Genomic DNA, 19,874 nt, shown 5'->3' on the forward strand with positions numbered 1-19,874 from the left:
CTTTTCTACTTACAATTGACCTAATAACCCGCTCCATTATTGAACACGATGTACGCCAACAATATCTAATGTTTGTCCATCGATCGTTATGTCTACTGATTTCGTTTTCACTGTGCCATTATTATAGTAAGCAGAGAATATGAATGTAAAGGTGCCTTTAGCAAGCTTTGTGAATGATGCATCCCAAAGTTCACCGTGCCAGCTGGTTTGCCCTGCGTTTAATGCGGTTAGAGACGTTTCGTAAGTACGCATACGCACCTCTACCCGATCCGCTTTTGTAGCCGTGCCTGTAATGGTTGTATCTGCCTCCAGTATAAATTTCTCTCCCGCCCAAAATACCGAATAACCGCGCGGCGAATTCTCATCTCCTGATTGTTTTAAATTAAAAGCCTTACGATGCTGATCCCATTGCTCCGTATGTCGTACATAAGCATTGACATGTAGCGGCAGCACCTGCAACGTTTTGGTCACGCTAACCGGCTCAGCTATACCGTCGCTAACCGTTAGCTTCATACTCCAAAGTCCTACCGTTGTTAACCTCAGTGAAGGCCCTTTTACCGGATAGTTTGGACCATTAACGGTATAGAAATAGCTGTTCTTCACGCCGAGCGGACTTGTCAACTCATAAGCAATCGTAAGCGTATTGCCATCAGCATCTGTCACATTCGATAGAAAAGTTGTCATATCTCCTTCATATACAGGTTTGGGCGTCCAATCAAAGTCAGCCGTCGGAGGTCGATTGGTAACGAAATAAATATATTCATAATGCCCTTCATTGCCGGCAACGTCATAATCGATTACGGTAAGACGATATGCTTGTCCAGAAATCAACCCAGCAACTTTGTATGATTGCTTAGAAAGTGCTAAAGGAATGCTGTATTCCGTTTTACCGTCACCATTTAAATCAATATTCGTCACACTGCCATCAGCGTTCACTTTTTGCAAATAGAAGGTGCGAGCAGCATGTCCCGAGGAAGGTTCGGCATCATAGAAAGTATTAAACTGAACCGTTACGGCCGTAGGTTCAACAGTAAGCTGTTCATTCACATCTGCAGGTTTAACCGTATCGACAAAGAAAAACCCGTTGCTTGAATACGGTCCCCATATATAGCTGTCGTTCGCTCTCGCTCTCCAGTAATGCAGCCCCTCAGCTAAAACAGGTGTTGTGTAATTAGCAGCAGCCAAAGCAGAGTTCGTGTCCACTACCATAACACCGCTCGATGCTTTGAACACCTCATAGTCTATCGCTTTAATGGGATGGTTCTCTGGATCAATCGTAAACGCGTGCAGCTGTGGACGATTTGAGTTTGTATAAATAGGATTATTAGCATCAAGCCCGTTAAATGAAAGTAAATAGGTTTGCGGTGGGAGATCCAGTACAAAATATTTAATATTACTTAAATTAGACCATCCCCCTGCTGAGTAAACCTGCCCTTGCACCTTAACGACGCGACCAGGAACGATGCTTTCCGCAAGCATAGGATACGTAAGTGCATTTCCTTCATGCTCAATATACAAGGCCGTTTCATTGTTATCGACATAGTTTAGCATTAGTCGATATCGCTCTTGTGGATCATTCTGAGCATCATAATATGTCCATCGAATCGTCGGTTCTTTAATCAGCACCGTTGGTGTTGTTGGAGTTGTTCCAGCAGGAACCGTAATGGTCATAACAGGCTTCGTTTGGTTAACTGGCGGTATTCCGTCCTTATAAACAATCGATTGCCCCCAATAAGACCATGCTCCGTGTATATCTCGAACTTGCTCCTGTACAATCAGCTCCACACCAGGGCGATTATAGTACTCTCGTTTCCCGACTGTCCATGTGGTTTGATCAGCCCACCGTGTACGGAATAACTTGTCTGATAAAATATGAGCAATATCAGGATCATAAGAGGTATCAAATGTTTCATAATCTAGTGCTTCACCATCTGCAAAAACCTTGCCTGTAAACCTAACATCCGGCTGTGCGACCGGTCGTCGATGTACATAAAGCAGCTTTTTCACTGGCTCTGACCATTTGCTATAAGCAGAAAGACCAGGATTGTCTTTAGCACGGAAGGTGATTTCATATACCCCAGGTTTCTCTAGCGCGTTTATGGTTGATCCATACGTTTTTCCGCTATAAATGCTCAACCCTTCTGGATTTTCAAAGAAGTTTGGATTATGGCTGTAGCTCCACTCTTCTGCTCCCATTGGATCTTTTTCAACGTCATTGAATAGTTTCTCATAAGAGATCGGATCATTGACGAGAACAGATTCATAGGTTTGTTCGATGTAAGTGTCACCATAGTTCGTTTTCTTTACATTAGAGAATACAGCGTTGGATTGCCCAAGTGACATTAATCCCGCGTAGCCTCTTGTATACGTACCATCGGCAACCTCTAGTACTTTCGCATAATTCACATATACACGCTGGATGCCATTAACCGATTCTACTTTAATCGGATACGTGTTAAATGCAGTTCGTGTCATAGGTGTAGATTGCAATAACGTTTTCGCACCATTGACTACACGGAATAGCGACAGGGTGTTCTTGCTCCACTCCATTGCAAACATATTCTTCTCATTCTGAATCTGAAAAGCAGCTCCGATAACCTTGTCGTTTCTTATATCACTTACATTTGCATGAAATTCTAAGGCGTAGTTTTTCATAGCACTTCCAGCATCATAGAGCAGTCCGCCCCAATCGTCGCTCGTAATTTCAACGGTATTTGCATCTATTTCCTTTAATGTTCCATTAGCGTTAGCTGAAACAAACGGCATGACATTTCTTTCGTAAAAAACATAAATGGAGCCATCAGGTAAAATAGGGGTTGATGTTCCTGATTGCTTTTGATTATTTCCTGGTTCTGGTCCGGAATATGGCGTCTGGGCAATGACACTATTGGTTGTTGCGTTATACAACGTGGCCCATATTTTTTTAGGTGCATCGGGATCACCCCAAGAGGTTCCCACACCCATAAACACAGGATAAATAATCTGATCGTATTGATTGATAAATATTTTACCAAGGTTTGCACCGTAATCTACACCTTGAAAACCGCCGTGTTGGTCTCCATAGTAATTAAAAAATGCATTATACGATTCGTGCGTTCTGCCTTGGGAATACGTCAATAAATTGGAAAATACGATTGGATTTGCATTTGGTGCTACATCTGAATAACCTAATGAATGTGAACTTTCGTAACTGACAATCCTTCTTCCAAAAGCGCTCTTAAATATTTCTTCACCGTAATAGTTAGTACCGCTCTCAATTGCCTCAAACATAGTAGTACCTGTTTTACTACTACCCATGGACACATAATTTACATATACAAATCTTTTTGAATCAGATATGGAAGCCGCAGATAGTCCAATTGCACCCCCTACAGTAACGGTACGAGTTACACCATTTTTTTTCACTTGTACAACGAGACCTCTCACTCCTCCTAATCCAGAAGAATAGCGATCTTCAAAGTTATACGTAACGTACGCATCTCCGTTATCATCTTCGGTCAAGTTGATGTTTGTAATAAATCCACGATCCAAATTCTCTCCTGGCGCTTCCCACACTAAGCTTTTCGTTTTTAAGGAGTATTTGAAAATTCGCAATTGATTATTGTAACCATAGTTATATTCTTCTGGCACATCATACGAGAATTTACTAGCCACATACATATATTCGCCATCATTTGATATTTGCACAAGAGCCGGTCCAATTCCGCTGCCTAGTCCGCTAGGTGATGTTAAACTAGATTGCAAATTAATTGAATCAAGATATACACCATTTTTATCGTACCTCGCAATGACCGCTAAATACGGGTTGGCTGCATTTTGTCTACTATCTTTAAAGTAAAATGTTTCATCTCCGCCAATTTCCATAAGTGTGAAGTTACTTGGGGTATCAAAATTAACCGTCCTTAAAAGCTCACCTGTAATTGAATTTCGTTCATAAAATGTATAGGGATAGTTAGGCAAGCTATAATTTTGATTATAAGAATATAGTCGGTTTCCACCGAAAACCTTGTTGAATAATATTTCTGTAACTGGCACACTCCAAGTGGGTTTAGCAACAATATCTGCAGCAAGCTGATATTTTGTTCGTGAGTTCGCTCCATTTCCTGAGTTCGGGTATCCCACAGAAAAGTTTGTGTATACTCCATTTTTTGTCGATAGTGTAGTAGCATCCGCTTTCCATGCCGCTTTTTGGGCATTTCCACCTTTGTATGGCGTTTTAGCCGTCCAAGAACGGAAAATCGATTGTGTTGAATAGTTCGTAACTGGTGGACCGCTGTCTTCTCCCTGTCCTGGCTGCTGTGTAGTTCCAAACACGTTGAAGTTAGCAGACGGCGCGTAGTTCAGAATATCAGTAGTGGCAATGCCCGAAATGCCTTTTAACCCATAGTCTTCTGTCACGGTAGCACGATATTGCCTCTTCCCTACTTTGGAGTAATTGAGCGAGTGCGTTGTTTTAAAAACTCCATCATATAAGGGTTTCCACGCTTCTTCCTCAAAGTTTCCATCACCATCTTGGTCATATCGCTCTTCGAGAAAAAGATGATTTAGAATATCGCCGTCAGGACTCTCTGCATCAATATAAAGCATGAATCCGTTACCTCGATATGATTCTTCAGGTGCTATCACTTCGACTGTAGGTGGTTCATCAGGTATAACCTCCATAATCAAATCATCCCATTCACTAACTCTTCCAGTCGTGTCATAAACCTTTCCTTCGATACGATATTCGCCTAAATTAGCAGGCGTTACGGTGAACCAACCATTTGTATAGGCTGCATCCCCTACTTTTTTATAGCGCATCTCCGACTTGCTAAAATCTATTTTTTCGCCTCTATCCTCTAATGGTGTATACGAGTTTAAAAGATTGTAAGGCCGCTCTAAGGGTCTTCCTTGTATTACACGCGTTATTCCCGATACAATGGCTACTGGTTTGGGATCGACAACCCGAAGCAATGCAGTATCTTTTTGCGATCCGCCAAATTCATCAGTTACGATAATTTCAGCCGTATAAAACCCAGGATTTGAATACGTCTTGTACAAAAACTCAAAGTCTGTATTATTTGGTAGTACTGCGCTCAAGTTGTTCGTGAATGTCCATGTGTAGCCATTCAATCCTTTTGACCGATTTATAAGCGAGGACTTTTCCCCAGCAATGATACTAGGGGGATCAAATTCTATATCCGCTTTCAAATCAGGTTTAGGTGTAGGTGTTGGCTCAGGAGTTGGCGTAGGGCTTGCGCTTGGGTTAGGCGTTGCTTTATTTGCCACGTTTATTATCAGCTGCGCCCATTCCGAAACTTTTTTTGCGCTATTGGTGACCCGCAGCTCAATTATGTATTTCCCTTCAGCAGCAAAATCTTTTGCTGTTGGTTTTGTCGCAATCGTTTTACCTGTTGGGTTTTTATATTTCCATTCTCGAATGGTGATTGATTCCTTGCCTGGTGAATAGGAGAGTTTGTCATCAAGCATCGGCTCTGTTGCCGGCTTCATGGTTATTTCGGGGGTTGTTCGATGGTCTCCCTCTTTATGAGAGATGATAGCTATTGGAGTAGTGGGTTCGTTCTTTTTGTTGAATGCAATTTTAAAATCTTTGGTGTTGTTATTTTCGTTTGATTCGATGACGGCTTCACCAAAATCAGTCTTCGCTGTGAAGCTCTTAATTCCGCTTGATGTAGAGGATACATTAACGGTAACTGTTTTGATTTGTCCGGGTGGTATGTTTGAAATGATTTCTGATTTAATTGTTGTCCCAACTATGCCCACTGTAAAAGCTCCGCTACTTACCGTTTTACTTTTATTCTCTGTAGTAATTTTAATTGGTACAGAGTCGCCAACCCATGCATCTGCCGGATTGACTATTGCGCTAATAACAAGATCAGGTTTTGAGGGCGGCGGCGGAAGCGGTTCAGCTGGAACTGTAAAGATTTCATACCACCATGAGCCATCAGGTTGCCATATGTTCCACATTTGTATTACGCCGGGAGAAAACTTCGTGCGTGCTTGTTGAACAATGGCATAGTTCCATAGTGTATCTGCTGTCCAATTAGTGCCTTTAAGCTTGTTATAGCTTTCTAAAAAAGTTTTTGAATGTATATATGGGTCATTCATTTCTGTGAGCCATTTATTCACATCTGGATGCAATGATAAGTTTGTCTGTCTAATGTCTTTAGATTTTCCTATCGCAGTATCCCAAGGAGTTTTCACCCAATTTTTAGCTACGCTCTTTGTCACATTTGAGTCACTTTCAAACATCCAATTACGATAGAGGTTGCCTTCATAATCCCAACCAAGAAATCGATATTGTCCTTTTTTTAAATCTTGCACAGATTTGTCGATATCCGATGGACAACCGTATACGATAACATTTGAACCAATGTTAGATTGATTCAATAAAAACTTTTCATTTAATGCTCCTTTAGAATTTTTCAACGGTATATCGTAGAAGTCAATGTACACTTTTGCTTCATCACTATATGTAGATGGCGCAGGACAATTAGTAGCAGCATTCACGTATGCTGGTATTGAAGTTACTAAAAATGAAATTGTTAAAGATAATAATAAACAAGCTCGAAGAAACTTCCTCACTTAGTTAACCTCCGATCCAAAAAGACACTCCGGTATTATCGCTACCTTTGTACACTACAAAACTTCTGCCATCGTACGTTGTTTCAACCTCACTAGCAGAGTCTTTATTTTCAACTCCATCCACCTTTATATAACTGCTATATGCCTTTTCATAAGATTTTGGATAATAGACTTTTAGTAAGTCTTTAACTAAAGCCTTAACATCTGCCGAAGAGTCATATGTATTTAAAGTAGTCCTCTTTAAATCCGGTTTATATTCTATGGTTACAGTGTTATCTGAAAAAACATCAGTTCCCTTTAAGTTGATCAGCAGAGCATGTCTAGATAAAGTGGTGTTCCCCTTAAAACTAGGCAAAGATTGAACAAGTGTATTTAGTTCCTCTCTTGTTTTCGGATAAGCCACCGGCTTCCCATTCTTCGCCATCAACGTATTCAGAATCATCACCACTGCCTCAGCACGAGTTGCATTCTTCTCCCCGCCCATCGAACCATCGGGATACCCCTTCATAATTTCCAGCTTCTTTGCCACAGCCAAATAACCTGACTTTACGCCTTCGGCATCTTTGCCTAGCGCACGGATCGTCATTCGCGCGATCTCTTCTCGCGTAATCATACGATTTGGTTCAAATGTATTTTCAGGATAGTCGCCAACCTTAATAATGGATTGCTTCAATCCTGTTGCAATGTACGAGCGAAACCAACCCGTATCATCAACAAAAGGCGTATCTGTATCTTCCACTTTCACTTTCATCGCCACCACAAGCGATTTTAAAAACTCTGCGCGCGTCATGTTCGCATTTGGCTTAAATGTTATTGCATCATAACCATTAATCCATCCTTGATTAACAGCCGTCGCAATTTCATCCTTTGCCCAATGCGTTTTTGTATCTGTAAAAGCAACTGCTGCCGCAGCTGTCTCCGTATTTATCAGAATCGTCACCAATAACGTAATTGCGAGCATGATTTGTCCTATTTTCCGCATATTTAACCACTCCATTTATTAGGATGATAAAAATTCACCAGTGAACTAAAAAACATTTTGAACACATTTTTTTACAGCAGCTTCATAATCATTCTTCTTGCCCGTCTCTTTTCCCTTCTTTTCTTATCCCCTTTCCCTCCAAAGTTTCCCGTATTTCGACAACATTCCTTCCCCCCATCAGCAGGCCACTCTCCCAAGAAACACTGCTGAAGCAACGCAAAAAAAGCACGCCCCTCCCTCTACCGAGGGAATAAGCGTGCTTCGCTATCCTACATATCAACTACAGCAAATGTTACTTCACACCGGAGAATCTGTCAATATATAGGTTTAATCACTTCTATTGTTAATGTTTTTTGATTTTATTATATTCTGCTGCTTTTGATTCTTTTTATAATATTTCATAATAAAAGATACAATAACGAAAACCGATCCTAATAACCCGATATACATGTAGTAATCAGGATTGTCCGTATTAATTAAGGCGCCGCCTCCAAAGATGACTGCTAGTGGGATCCCAAATACGAGCAATAATCGATCCACCTTCATATACAGACCTCCCCTACAAGTTCAAAAGATAAATTTGTACAGTTTGAAATTCACATCATCTTTTATAGATTAACAATCAACTTACCAATCAACAACGAAAATAGCTTTAGTGTTTTCCGAAATCTATTTTGCGCACGCACATTTTTGCTTTAATAAAAAATACAGAGCATTGAGGTTTATTCCCCATCCATGCTCTGTATCCCTATTCATTATGACTATACTTTCTCTCCAACTAAGAACTAGACTGAACAACAAGCGGTTTATGCTTGAACAACGGAACAAGGAGCAGCATTCCCAAAAACATAATCGATCCTGCGACGCAATAAATGCCGACGAGCGGAAACACCGTTTTGAGCTGTCCGGCAACAAGCGTCATAATAACCATCATCCCCATAAACATCGGGGTAAGCACGCCATTGACCCGTCCCGTATAGGACTCCTCCGAATATTGCAAAATCATTGTGCTAATACCGATTTGAATCATCGGGAAACCTAAACCGCTAATAAATTGCAGTACTAATGTAATGGGTATGCTTGTTGATAAGCCTACACCAATCATACAAAGCGAGCTCATTAATAGGCCAATTGCGAGCAGCTTTTGCGGAGCTACTTTTTTGGCTATAACCATGACAGCCCCGCCGCCAACCAGCATCGCTATCCCGTTAACCATCAGAATATATTGCAAAAACTCCTTAGGCTGTCCCAGACGTTCAAGCACGATGAACAAGCCAAGCGTCTGGGCAATTCCTACTGCCGTACCCGCTAATGCAAACGTACCTCCAAGTGCTTTCAAGACTGGACTGCGCCATACATACTTGAATCCATCCTTGAACTCTTTCCAGAAATGTCTCTCCAATGCAGCGTCTGTTTTCTCCACTTCACGATCACGCGGAATTCTGAACAAAACGACAGCGGAGAGCAAGAACGCTACGCCCATGACTCCAATGGAAACTTCGATGCCGAACTTTTGATACGATATGACACCAAGTGACGGACCAAGCACCATGAATATCGCCATAAGAGATTGGAACATCGCCATCGCCGATTGCAATTGCTCTGCCGGAATATGCTGCTTAAACAGCTTCATAGCAGAGGGCTGTGAAAATTGCGATAGGATTGCCGATACAAACGTTGCAAAATACACCATATGCCATGAACCGTAAAGCAATGTAATCAGTACAACAAACACAGATAACGCTGATAAAAAGTCACACCAAATCATCGTGAGCCGCGGCTTCCAGCGATCTGCAAACGTACCTCCGATGAACGAGAACACGAAAATCGGTAAAAATTCCACGAAGCCCATCAAACTAATCGCAAACGGGTCCTCGTTCGTCTTGTCTGTCACATACATCAGAATTGCGAAGTTCCTTACCCAAATTCCAATTTGAAGCAATACGTTTGAAAATATAATCGTTTGAAAAAACTTGTTCCGAAGCAAACTTTCTCCCGCTCCTGTTACTTCTTTAGCAGACATTTCAATCAGCACTCTCCCTCAACCAAAAAATGATTTATTTCTCCACCTTCTCGGCTGGGCCATGATAACCCTTTTCACCATAAGGCTGCAGCTTTTGGGCCCATAGCTCCTTTAAATCGTTGACTTCTCTGTTGTATTGTCGCACCATGTCAACGGGTTGACGGCCTTCCGGGTCCAATACGTCTTTATAATCATAACGAATCTTTTGTTCCAATTTAACGGTCTCTAGAACGAGAAAAGAAAAGTTTTCGCCGCCAAATTGCTTCCATTCCTTCTGCAGCTCCTTATTCGCATGACCATTCATATTCAGTACAAACTGCTCTTTTCCCCAAAGGGCATCTAAATTAGTGGAGCTTCCTAAATAAATTTTTCCGTTCACATTATTTTTGATCTGAAAAACACCCATCTGCCGCTCACGCTCTTGGTATTCAGCTGTCAGCTGCTTCCTCTTTGCCTTATCCATTTTTGGTTCACCCTTTCGTTCTTCCTCTTGCTCCTGCACTTTAGCCTGAGCTTTCTGTTTGTCCGTTTTTCCTTGCTTGCCTTTAGCAGATTTCTTTGGGGTTGTCATTTGCTCAACCTGCTCGGTCGACCCACTCTGTTCAAGCTCATTTTTCTTAATTCCTGAACCCTTCACCCAATACACTTTGCCATCATCTTTACGATCCAAGTAGCCATAATCGATCAGATAGCGGCGCAGTGTTGCATAATCCTCTTCCCAAAAAGAAATTAACCGCTCATTCACTTCTTTCTCCGTATAGCGGACTCCGCTTTTGAAATAAGAGGCGATATGACGCAGCACTGCTACTTTACGTTTCTCCTTGCGCGGAAATGAAGCGAGCGGGCCTTCAGGACCATCCGGAAAATATTGCTTCAAAAGATCTGCGTATTCATCCTCTGTAATCGCATAACGTTCATCTATTTGTGTAGCCGTCCGATGTACAGGCACGAATCGCGGAGCCGCAGTGTTGCCATGGTCCATCATTTCAATAATCGCGAGCAGCAGCTTTGCTTGCTTGGCCTTCTCCTTCAGCACGAAACGATGATTTCGAATGGTCGAAGCGCTGCCTATTCCAGTACGGCTCATCATTTCGTTGTCAGTCAGCTGATCGGCAAAGCCTTGAATAAGCTCCTTCTGCAAGTCGGTCAGACCCGTCTGCCGTTTATCCAGCTCAAGTAAATAATCAAGCATGGAGCCATGCTCCTGCTGGACATGATAGGCTGCATATTTACGCGCCTCATACCAGCGTCCAGACTGCTCATCCCGAAAAATCTCTCCATCCTCAAAACGTTCTCCGCAAATAAGGCAATAATAAAATCCTTCGGCTTCCTCATATACATAACCCTGCTTCAGTTCTTCTACTGATGCCGACCAAAAACGTTCTTCATCAACCATTTATCCAAACACCTCTCAATAACGTCTACTTATTTTATAAACATTATATAATTATGTTTGGTTTTTATCAAATATTTTTTCAAACAAAAAAAGTCACCTTAAGGAAATATCCTTAAAGCGACTATTCTGTCATTCCTATTCGAGTTACACCGATTCTTTCCTATCCTTTGGCAACATAAGCGCCAGCAAGCCCATCAGTGGTAACACGCTGCAAGCGACCATAACAAAGCTGAGTGAACGGGCATCCGCCAAATATCCGAGAACAACCGCACCTAGTCCACCCATTCCAAAAGCAAGACCCGTTATAAGCCCTGAAGCCGTCCCTACCTTGCTCGGCATTAGCTCCTGCGCATACACGACGCTGACCGAGAAGCCGGATTGCAAAACAAAACCAAGCACTACGATTACTGGATATACCCAGGCTAGAGGCAGATGCGGCAGAATGAGAGCGAATGGTGCTGCACCTAGAATGGAAATCAGCATCATTTTTTTGCGTCCGATCCGATCCGCCAATATACCGCCAAGAAAGGTGCCGGCAACACCGGCTGCCATAAATAGAAACAAAGGAATCTGTGCTTGCTTAATCGTCAGATGATAGGCTTCCACCACATAAAACTGATAAAAGTTACCGATCGCTGCCGCATACCAGGATCGTGCAAATACGATCACGAACAAGATAGCAAGTGCAAACGCAACAACCTTGGGTGCTAGAGCGGGCTTAGCGCTGCCGGCCGCTTTGCGCTGCATTTTGCCATCATGTACAGCTAACTGCGTCTTATACCAAGGAACGACTTTCGTCAAAATAATAATGGCTGTAGCAGCAAGCAATGTCCCCCATATAGCGCCTTTCTGTCCAAACGGCAGGAAGATCAGCATCGTCATCAACGGACCGAGCATTTGACCAAAATTACCGCCAACCTGATAGATCGACTGGGAGAAAGCTCTGCGATTGCCTGCGGCCAAATGAACAACCCGCGAGCCCTCTGGATGGAACACGGCCGAGCCAAGCCCCACAAACACAACCGCGAGCAGCACTAAGTAGAAGTTCGGTGCGAAGGCTAAGCCAACCATCCCGAGCATGCTGGCACACATCCCGACAAGAAGCATCCAAGGCGCGGGCCTCTTATCCGAGATCAAGCCCACAACAGGCTGCATAACGGATGAAGTCATATTGAGCGTAAAAGCAATCCAGCCGATTTGTGCCAGGCTTAACCGTAGAGATTGCTCTAATACGGGAAACAGCGCGGATACAACTGATTGCATCATATCATTCATGAGATGAACGGAGCTGATACAAATGAGTATCGAGTATACAGTAGCAGATTTTATCGCTTCTTTATTCAATGTTCTGGTGTCTTGCGGTGCAGACATGTTTAGCAGGACCTGCCTCTCTTATGGAAAAAACCTCGGAAGCTAAGCTATTGCAAACTTCATGCAAACAGGACTAGGCAGCTCAAGCTCCGAATCCAGCTTTGACAGCAGTCCGCTCTCCGCATCTACCGAGAATACAGCAATATTGCCTGTCTTCTGATTCGCAACGAGCAAATGATCGCCGCTTGGCGTAATGACGAAATTTCGCGGCGACTCTCCGCCGCAATCGATATGCTGAATAAGCGTGAGCTGTCCGTTTCCTTGATCCACTGCAAATACAGCAATACTATTATGACCACGGTTAGAGCTGTACAAATAACGTCCCGAAACTCCTAAATGAATATCCGCTGAATCGTTATATCCATTGTAGTCCGCTGGCAAAGCTGATATCACCTGGTTTGCTGTTAATGCTCCCAGTTCCGCATCCACATCAAATTGTGTAATCGTCGAATCCAGCTCATTCATCACGTAGCCTGTTTTTAAATGAGGATGGAAAATCAAGTGACGTGGACCAGCACCGCGATGAACCTTGCTAATCCCATGAGGAATAAGCGAGCGCCGTTCCTCATCAAAGCGATAAATAACGATCGCATCGATTCCCAAATCGACTGCACATACATAAGAAGAACCAAACGGAATGATGCAATGAGCATGCGGTGCATCCTGCCTTGCTGCGTTTGGACCGAGCTCACCGGCATTTTGCTGAATAGATGTTGCCTCCTCCAGCCCGCCATCAGCCTTAATCGGTAATAACGCAACGTTTCCGCCTGTATAATTGGCAGCTAAGAGAACCTGCCCCGCATTGTCCGTGCTAATGTAGCAAGGATGAGCGCCATATGTAAGCAAGCGGTTGCCTGTAGTTTTCAGCAAGCCCGTTGCTTTATCAATCTCAAACGAAGCGACTGAGCCGCCGCCAGCATCTCCGGTTACTTCAGTTTCACTAGCTGCATATAAGCTGCCGCCACTTGGATTTAAAGTTAAATAAGAAGCGTTTTCGAGCCCGCTAAGACGCTGCAATATTGCTAGCTCACCTGTCGTTTCGTCAAACGTACACACATGAATCGTTGATTCCTCCGCTGTTCCATATGACCCGATATAAAGGATGTTTATGGGTGTCGGTTGTTCCTTTAAATTGCTCATTTTTTATCCTACCTCTCTGACTTTTTGGCTTTACAGTGACCATAGCATAAGCGGCTTCATCAAACAATGTCTTTTTTTTATAAAAGACTTCACAAATACTATTGTGACATGTTACAATGTAAGCGCTAACAAATTCAGCGATTCACATTTCTAAAGGGGGAATTGAGATGATGAATGTTGTAATGAGCGAACGGAATGTGTATGAGGATTTCGATTTGGAGACAGACGTGCTCTATTTCAAGCTCGGTATGCAAGGACTCGTAAGCTTCCATGGCAGAAACTATAATATAAAGAGACGAATGACTGCCGAACAGATTAGCCAGTTGACTAACGAACGCAGCTTCTATCAAGTCAGCTCTAATTGCTACATCAATATCGGAAAAATCAAGACGATTGATGCCGGAACGATTTATTTTGACTCCGAAATAACAGACTCTAAGCAAGTAACCGTAAATCGCCGCAAGCAATTCGTCATCCAACAGCTGTTCTCACAGCGTGCTTCAAGCAAAGAATATCGGATAACAAAATAGTTGTACATACAACCGCCCCATTTTCCGCTATTATCGGAATAGGGCGGTTGTTTGTTGTCTACTGTCCTGCTATTCTAAAGTTGAATATTATAATATTTTTTGCACAAATGAAGTCAATTATTAATCACTTTTAGGAGGACTACCATGTCTACGCAAGGACAAGCATTTGAGAAATTATTTCATGATGAGCAAGCTGTATGGCTGCAATGGGGCGCTTATGAAGCAGCTGTATTGCCAGCAGTTGGTGCAAATCTTATTGCGTTTCGCGATAAAGCAAACAACTATACCTTCCTTCGCGAACCATCCCTAGAGGAAATGGACAGCTTCAGAGAGAATCCGGGCATTCACGGCATCCCCGTTCTGTTCCCCCCAAACCGTTATGAAGATGGTACTTTTACATGGAACGGCAGAACGTATAACTTTCCAGTTAACGAAGCAAAAACGGGCAACCATTTGCACGGGTTTTTCCATACAGCAGCTTGGAGTGTCGAGGATTTTGGCACAAACAAAACGGAAAGCTACGTATCGCTCAAAATTTCAATCGATGAAAGCCACCCGATCTACACGTATTTGCCGCATCGCTTCACTATTAAGCTTCGTTATGCTTTAAATGATACTGGTCTGCTGCAGCATGTATCGGTACATAATGAAGGAACGGACGCTATGCCTTGCTTGATCGCTTTCCATACAACGATCAATGCACCGTTCGCATCAAATAGTACAGCAGATGATTACCGCTTCACGCTTACAACCGGCAAGCGCTGGGAGCTTAACGAGCGGATGCTGCCGACAGGCAATTATCAGACGCTAGTTGCTGACGAGGAAGCCATGAAAACAACAGGCATCTCCCCATTCTGGGAGCCGATGGATAATCACTACACAACCGAGCCGCAAAACGGCCGCAACGCGATGGAGCTGACTGATACACGCAATGGCGTAACGCTAGTCTACGATATTGGAACAGCTTACAAGCAGTGGATGATTTGGAACAACAACGCTACGCCAGGCTTCTTCTGTCCGGAGCCGCAGCTGAATCTCGTCAATGCGCCAAATGTGAACTTGCCAGCTGAGCAAATCGGGCTTGTCTCACTTGAGCCAGGCGGCATTTGGGAAGAAACGAGCCGCTTGTACGTTAGAAAATAGGAACTGATCAAGGATAGCAGCCATTTCGCTGCTATCCTTTTTTTTATGTAGAAATAGATTTTTAACGAAGCCGAATCATTTTTTCCATCCAAATACAGGACAGGAGTGACTATTGTCGAGAAAGGCTGTAAAATGTAAGCATCAGCCCCTCTTATGTCGAAAACTGAAGGGAGAATATGATGCGGCAATCATTATGGAAAGCACTTGTCATTACAAGCTTCTTATCCTTTATTCTCATCATCATTCCACAACCAACTGTCCACGCAGGTTTAATTGATCGAATCAAAGACATTTACAATACACCTGAGAAAATTAGCGAGCTCCAGCAGCAGTATATTGAAGCCACAGAAGCACTCGCTAAGCAGCAGCAGCAGCTTGAGGAATCTGCAAAGGCTGCAGCAGAGTATGCAATGAAGCAACAGGAGCTGCTTGAACAAAACAATCAGCTTATCGCGCAAAATGCCGAGCTGCAAGCTGAGATGGATCGCATGAAGCAGGACAAACAATCGTTTATCAGCAAGCTTATTAATACTGTCATTATAATCGCAGCTGTTTTTGTTGCTTATATCGTATCCCTGAGAGTTTGGCGTTATGTCGTATGGCGCAAGCAGCGCAGCACAAGCAGTAGAGACAGCAGAGGCAGCAGAGGAATTAGCGGATGAAAATAACCGTTCCTGCCCAAGTCGGCCATGTGCATCTCACCCTTGATACTGCGGACAAGCTTCATGTTCTGCATCCAAAATCAATCATCGCCTTTCAAGGCGATCCGCAAAATCGCGAGGATCGTTTCATGGATTTAGCTGGCATGTATCGCAAGAAACGCTGGATTCGCTCCCTTATTTCTGGACCGGCCGAATTCATTGTCGGCTTGCCTGCAGGCTGCTCGCTCGAAACGCTGCACATCGCTGAGAAAAGCGACTTGCTGTTTGATTTCAGGCATATTATCTTTTTCTCGGACGGCATGAAGCTAAAGTCTGTCGTGCAGAAGCTCAAAAACGCATGGATTACGAAGGAATTTGTGCGAATGCGATTTTCCGGACCGGGCTTGCTCGGAATTATTACCGCTGGTGATGTGAAATCCATTCAGCTCCATCCGGATCGTCCTTTGTATGTTGAGACTGGAGCACTCGTCGCATATCCAGAGCATGCTTCCATCCAGCTGTCCGTCTACGGCAACAAGCTCGCAAGCCAGCATATGAATGTGCAGTGGGAAATTCGCGGCACCGGCCCAGTACTTATCCAAACAGGCTCCCGCGATGCCGAACTGGAGGAGCAGCTGCAAAACGGCGGCTTTATCAAAAGAATTCTTCGCGAAGTGCTGCCGTTTGGCGGCATCTATATCAAATAAAACAGAGGCCAGCCGACCGTCAGCAGACGGAAGACAAGCCTCTTTTTATTTTAAACCCCTTTAATTGAAAACTGATGGGAGTATGCTTGGTTCGCAAACAGAATGTATTCCTTCTCTGGAAGCTGTCCCCAGCTGTCATGTCCGCCCACGCCAGTTTGCTTATGGTTGACGCGTACAACCGTTTTGTTGCTTGGTGGCAGCAGATGAATATGATCATGCGCCTCCAGCTCAAATGGCGTATAAGGCAGTACATTTAATTCAAAATGTGGCGCACCCTTCAGCACGATACCCTCACCCTTTGCATTCGTAACCGCAGCATGGCGAACGTCCATCTTATTGCCGCATTCCTGTGGCCTGATATACGATACGAGCTGATCCTGAACGCTGCCAGCGTAAAGCCCAAGCTTGCCTCCCGTTTGGCGATCCCAATACGTCTCGTCTGGGCCTTTGCCATACCAGCTTACTTGATCAAATGATGCTGGCATCTGGAAGAGCATGCCGATTTCCGGAATTTCCGGTAAATCCGCCCCAGGCTGCAGCTTCTCGTATACATTGATCTCACCATCTGCATTTACTTTGTAAATTAACGACAACATGGATTCCGTTGTAGTAGGCAAGCTATACTGCACATTAATTGTTACACTGCTTGCCTCAAGCTCCCAAGTCATCGCTTGCAGAACGCGCTCTGTCCCCGCTTCACGCCATGTTGCACAGCGCATATGCTGCTGATTGCCGCGATCATTATCCGTGTAGGCACGCCAGAAATTCGGAGTCAATCCTTGCAATAACCGCTCTGAGCCATTCCACACATAGGAAGTAAGGCTGCCATTTGCTAGATCAAATTGCGCAGTGAAGCTTTCACCGCTTACGAGAAGCGCCGTTGCCGACTGTTCAACACGAACAGCAGGCTTAGCTGGTACAAGACCAATAATCGGCTCAATAGGCGCAGGCAGCACAAATTGCTCAAACGCGATTTCATGACCCGCTTCTGCCCACAGAGTTTGCTCCTTCAGCAGCAGCTGTACCGTTAATACAGCCTCTTCCGAAATGGAAGAAAGCTTAGGCAGCGTATAAGGAATCGTTAACGTTTCCTCACTCTCTGGTTGTGCGGCCGCTTCTACCGTGCCTGCTTCCACAGAAACACCGTTAATCGCTATTTGCCAAGCAAGAGTAAAGCTATTTAAAGCGCTGAATAGATGACGATTGGTCACCTTAATAGTGCCATTTTTCAGATCAATCGCTTCAAACTTAACATTTTGGTAAACCTTCTTCACCTCTTGAAGCTTAGGCGACACTGTACGATCTGCGAAAATAAGGCCGTTGCCGCAGAAATTGCCATCATGCGGCGATTCGCCAAAGTCGCCTCCATACATCATTTTCACTGTGCCGCTCTCGTCTGTTACTCGAATGGCTTGATCGATCCAATCCCATATGAATCCGCCCTGCAACACAGGATACTTCTCAAAAACCTCCCAATACACATGCAAGCCCCCGCAGGAATTGCCCATAGCATGACTATACTCGCATAAAATATAAGGTTTTTGCGGATTGCTTCTCGCATACTGTTCAACGCCCTGAGGGCTCGTGTACATATGGCTTTCGATATCAGAAGCAGCATCCGATTCGCGGTAGTGAAACGCTCCCTCATAATGAACGACGCGCGATGGATCAGCTTCACGTAAAAAATCATGCATTTTTATGAAATTGTCTCCGCCAAATGCTTCATTTCCAAGCGACCAGATGACGATAGACGCATGGTTTTTGTCTCTTTGCAGCATCGAATTGCAGCGATCGAGCACAGCCCCTGTCCATTCCGGTCTGCTTCCTGGCACCGCCCTACCAAGCTCCTTCTGTCCATAAGTCCAAGAACCATGCGTTTCCAGATTCGTCTCATCAATGACATACAGCCCATATTCATCACAAAGTTTGTACCAGAGCGAGTTGTTCGGATAATGTGAAGTGCGGACGGCATTGATATTATATTGCTTCATCAGTTCAATATCTTTGCGCATATCCGCTTCATTAATTGCGCGGCCTGAATCGCATGAGAATTCGTGACGATTTACCCCTTTGAACATGATCCGGCGTCCATTGATTTGCATTAGGCCATCTTTAATCTCAAACTTGCGGAAACCGACCTTGCAGCTTATCGCTTCAAGCAGCGTGCCGTCCTCTGATTTCAAGTTAAGTATTAACGTATATAAATTCGGCTGCTCAGCACTCCATTTGAGCGGATTTGAAACAGCGGCGCGCAGTTGAACAGAGGTAAGCTCCTCGCCTTCCACCTGCGTCTGGATCGTCAGCGGGCTTGGAAATACGGCAGCTCGATTCACATCATATAGCGCTGCCTCCAACGTTATTTTGCCAATTGGCCTTACAAAATAGTTAAGCAGCTTCGCATCAACAATCAGTTCTGCGTCAAGACACTGCTCATCAAGCTCTGTATGTACAAAATAGTCATAGATATGCGCCTCTGGAGTGGTGTACAAGTAGACATCTCGGAAAATACCGCTCATTCGCCAAAAATCCTGATCCTCCAGCCAGCTTGCGTCGCTCCAACGATAAACCTCTACGGCCAGCTTATTCTCACCAATTGCAAGGTAAGGGGTTAGATCAAACTCGGAAGGGGTAAACGTATCTTGGCTAAAACCAACAAGCTCACCGTTAAGCCATACGTAGAAAGCCGACTCCACACCTTGGAAGCTGATAAATACAGGTTTACCATCCCACTCGGAAGGTACTGTAAAAGTACGAGCATATGAACCAACTGGATTATATGCAGTAGGGGCAAACGGCGGCTTTATGTCCTCGTTGCCATCCCAAGGATATCTAACATTCGTATATTGCGGATAATCATAGCCCTGCAGCTGCCAATGCGCAGGAACCGTAATGCTGTCCCACTGGCTATGATCATAATCGGCTTCATAAAAGTTGGCGATTCGTGATTCGGCATTCGCTGCAAACGCAAATTTCCACTGGCCGTTCAGCGACAAATAATTCGAAGACTTGTTATGATCGCCATCCCATGCCTCCTCTATCGTATCGAAGGGCATTATCGAAGCATGCGCATCCATTCGGTTCAACCGATAAATTTCAGGGTTATTGTTCCACTCCGGGTAACCGTTGGCCGGCGGCGTATATACTAGCTTTTTTCGCATAAAATCAAGCACCTCATCACTTTTAATGGATATGATATTCACATTATAAGGCATTGCTATTTCTCATATCATAAAACAATTTTCATATCTTCTATAAAAATATGAACATTACGATACAAACGGCGCTCGTGATTGGAAGCGTAAAGCCAAAAAAAAGCTGACCGGGGTAAAAACACCCGATCAGCCTTAACCGCCATA

Annotated in this window: 12 protein-coding genes; 4 read left to right on the top strand and 8 right to left on the bottom strand. The window is 44.0% G+C overall.

Annotated features, from left to right (window positions below; translation table 11 throughout):
* Positions 1 to 36: 36 nt before the first annotated feature.
* The 7 genes from AC1DOV_RS21445 to AC1DOV_RS21475 form a co-directional block, all read right to left on the bottom strand.
* Positions 37 to 6,390 carry an Athe_2463 domain-containing protein gene (locus AC1DOV_RS21445; RefSeq protein ID WP_477551027.1) on the bottom strand — a complete coding sequence of 2,118 codons (6,354 nt, stop codon included), beginning with the start codon at positions 6,388 to 6,390 and terminating at the stop codon, positions 37 to 39.
* Positions 6,391 to 6,589: 199 nt separating this feature from the next.
* Positions 6,590 to 7,567: an S-layer homology domain-containing protein gene (locus AC1DOV_RS21450; protein WP_477551028.1), complete on the bottom strand. Its 978-nt coding sequence runs from the start codon at positions 7,565 to 7,567 to the stop codon at positions 6,590 to 6,592.
* A gap of 327 nt (positions 7,568 to 7,894) precedes the next feature.
* Positions 7,895 to 8,113: a hypothetical protein gene (locus AC1DOV_RS21455; RefSeq protein ID WP_477551029.1), complete on the bottom strand. Its 219-nt coding sequence runs from the start codon at positions 8,111 to 8,113 to the stop codon at positions 7,895 to 7,897.
* 232 nt (positions 8,114 to 8,345) lie between these two features.
* Entirely contained in the window at positions 8,346 to 9,590 is a 1,245-nt protein-coding gene (locus AC1DOV_RS21460; RefSeq protein ID WP_441886481.1) for an MFS transporter, read from the bottom strand.
* A gap of 34 nt (positions 9,591 to 9,624) precedes the next feature.
* Positions 9,625 to 10,986, bottom strand: a complete 1,362-nt coding sequence (locus tag AC1DOV_RS21465) for a DUF2087 domain-containing protein (RefSeq protein WP_477551030.1) — start codon at positions 10,984 to 10,986, stop codon at positions 9,625 to 9,627.
* A gap of 144 nt (positions 10,987 to 11,130) precedes the next feature.
* On the bottom strand, positions 11,131 to 12,357 hold the full coding sequence (locus AC1DOV_RS21470) for an MFS transporter (protein ID WP_477551031.1): 1,227 nt from the start codon (positions 12,355 to 12,357) through the stop codon (positions 11,131 to 11,133).
* A 42-nt stretch (positions 12,358 to 12,399) separates the two neighbouring features.
* Entirely contained in the window at positions 12,400 to 13,497 is a 1,098-nt protein-coding gene (locus AC1DOV_RS21475; RefSeq protein WP_477551032.1) for a lactonase family protein, read from the bottom strand.
* A gap of 167 nt (positions 13,498 to 13,664) precedes the next feature.
* On the opposite strand from AC1DOV_RS21475, the gene AC1DOV_RS21480 reads away from it, so the two are divergent.
* From AC1DOV_RS21480 to AC1DOV_RS21495, 4 genes are all read left to right on the top strand, one after another.
* Positions 13,665 to 14,027 (top strand): LytTR family transcriptional regulator DNA-binding domain-containing protein, encoded by a 363-nt coding sequence (locus AC1DOV_RS21480; RefSeq protein ID WP_430059672.1) that lies wholly within the window; start codon positions 13,665 to 13,667, stop codon positions 14,025 to 14,027.
* 144 nt (positions 14,028 to 14,171) lie between these two features.
* A complete protein-coding gene (locus AC1DOV_RS21485) occupies positions 14,172 to 15,170 on the top strand; it encodes an aldose 1-epimerase (protein WP_076268975.1) in 999 nt (332 codons plus the stop codon).
* A 176-nt stretch (positions 15,171 to 15,346) separates the two neighbouring features.
* Positions 15,347 to 15,832 carry a hypothetical protein gene (locus AC1DOV_RS21490; protein WP_477551033.1) on the top strand — a complete coding sequence of 162 codons (486 nt, stop codon included), beginning with the start codon at positions 15,347 to 15,349 and terminating at the stop codon, positions 15,830 to 15,832.
* The gene (locus tag AC1DOV_RS21495) at positions 15,829 to 16,518 is read left to right on the top strand and encodes an AIM24 family protein (RefSeq protein ID WP_477551034.1); all 690 of its coding nucleotides are present in this window, start codon (positions 15,829 to 15,831) and stop codon (positions 16,516 to 16,518) included. The genes AC1DOV_RS21490 and AC1DOV_RS21495 overlap by 4 nt, the downstream gene beginning before the upstream one ends.
* 50 nt (positions 16,519 to 16,568) lie before the next feature.
* Here AC1DOV_RS21495 and lacZ read toward each other — a convergent pair whose 3' ends face one another.
* Positions 16,569 to 19,676 carry a beta-galactosidase, LacZ type gene (gene lacZ / locus AC1DOV_RS21500; protein ID WP_477551035.1) on the bottom strand — a complete coding sequence of 1,036 codons (3,108 nt, stop codon included), beginning with the start codon at positions 19,674 to 19,676 and terminating at the stop codon, positions 16,569 to 16,571.
* Between the last annotated feature and the right edge of the window lie 198 nt (positions 19,677 to 19,874).

It is taken from the genome of Paenibacillus sp. 01T47 (genome assembly GCF_056398245.1).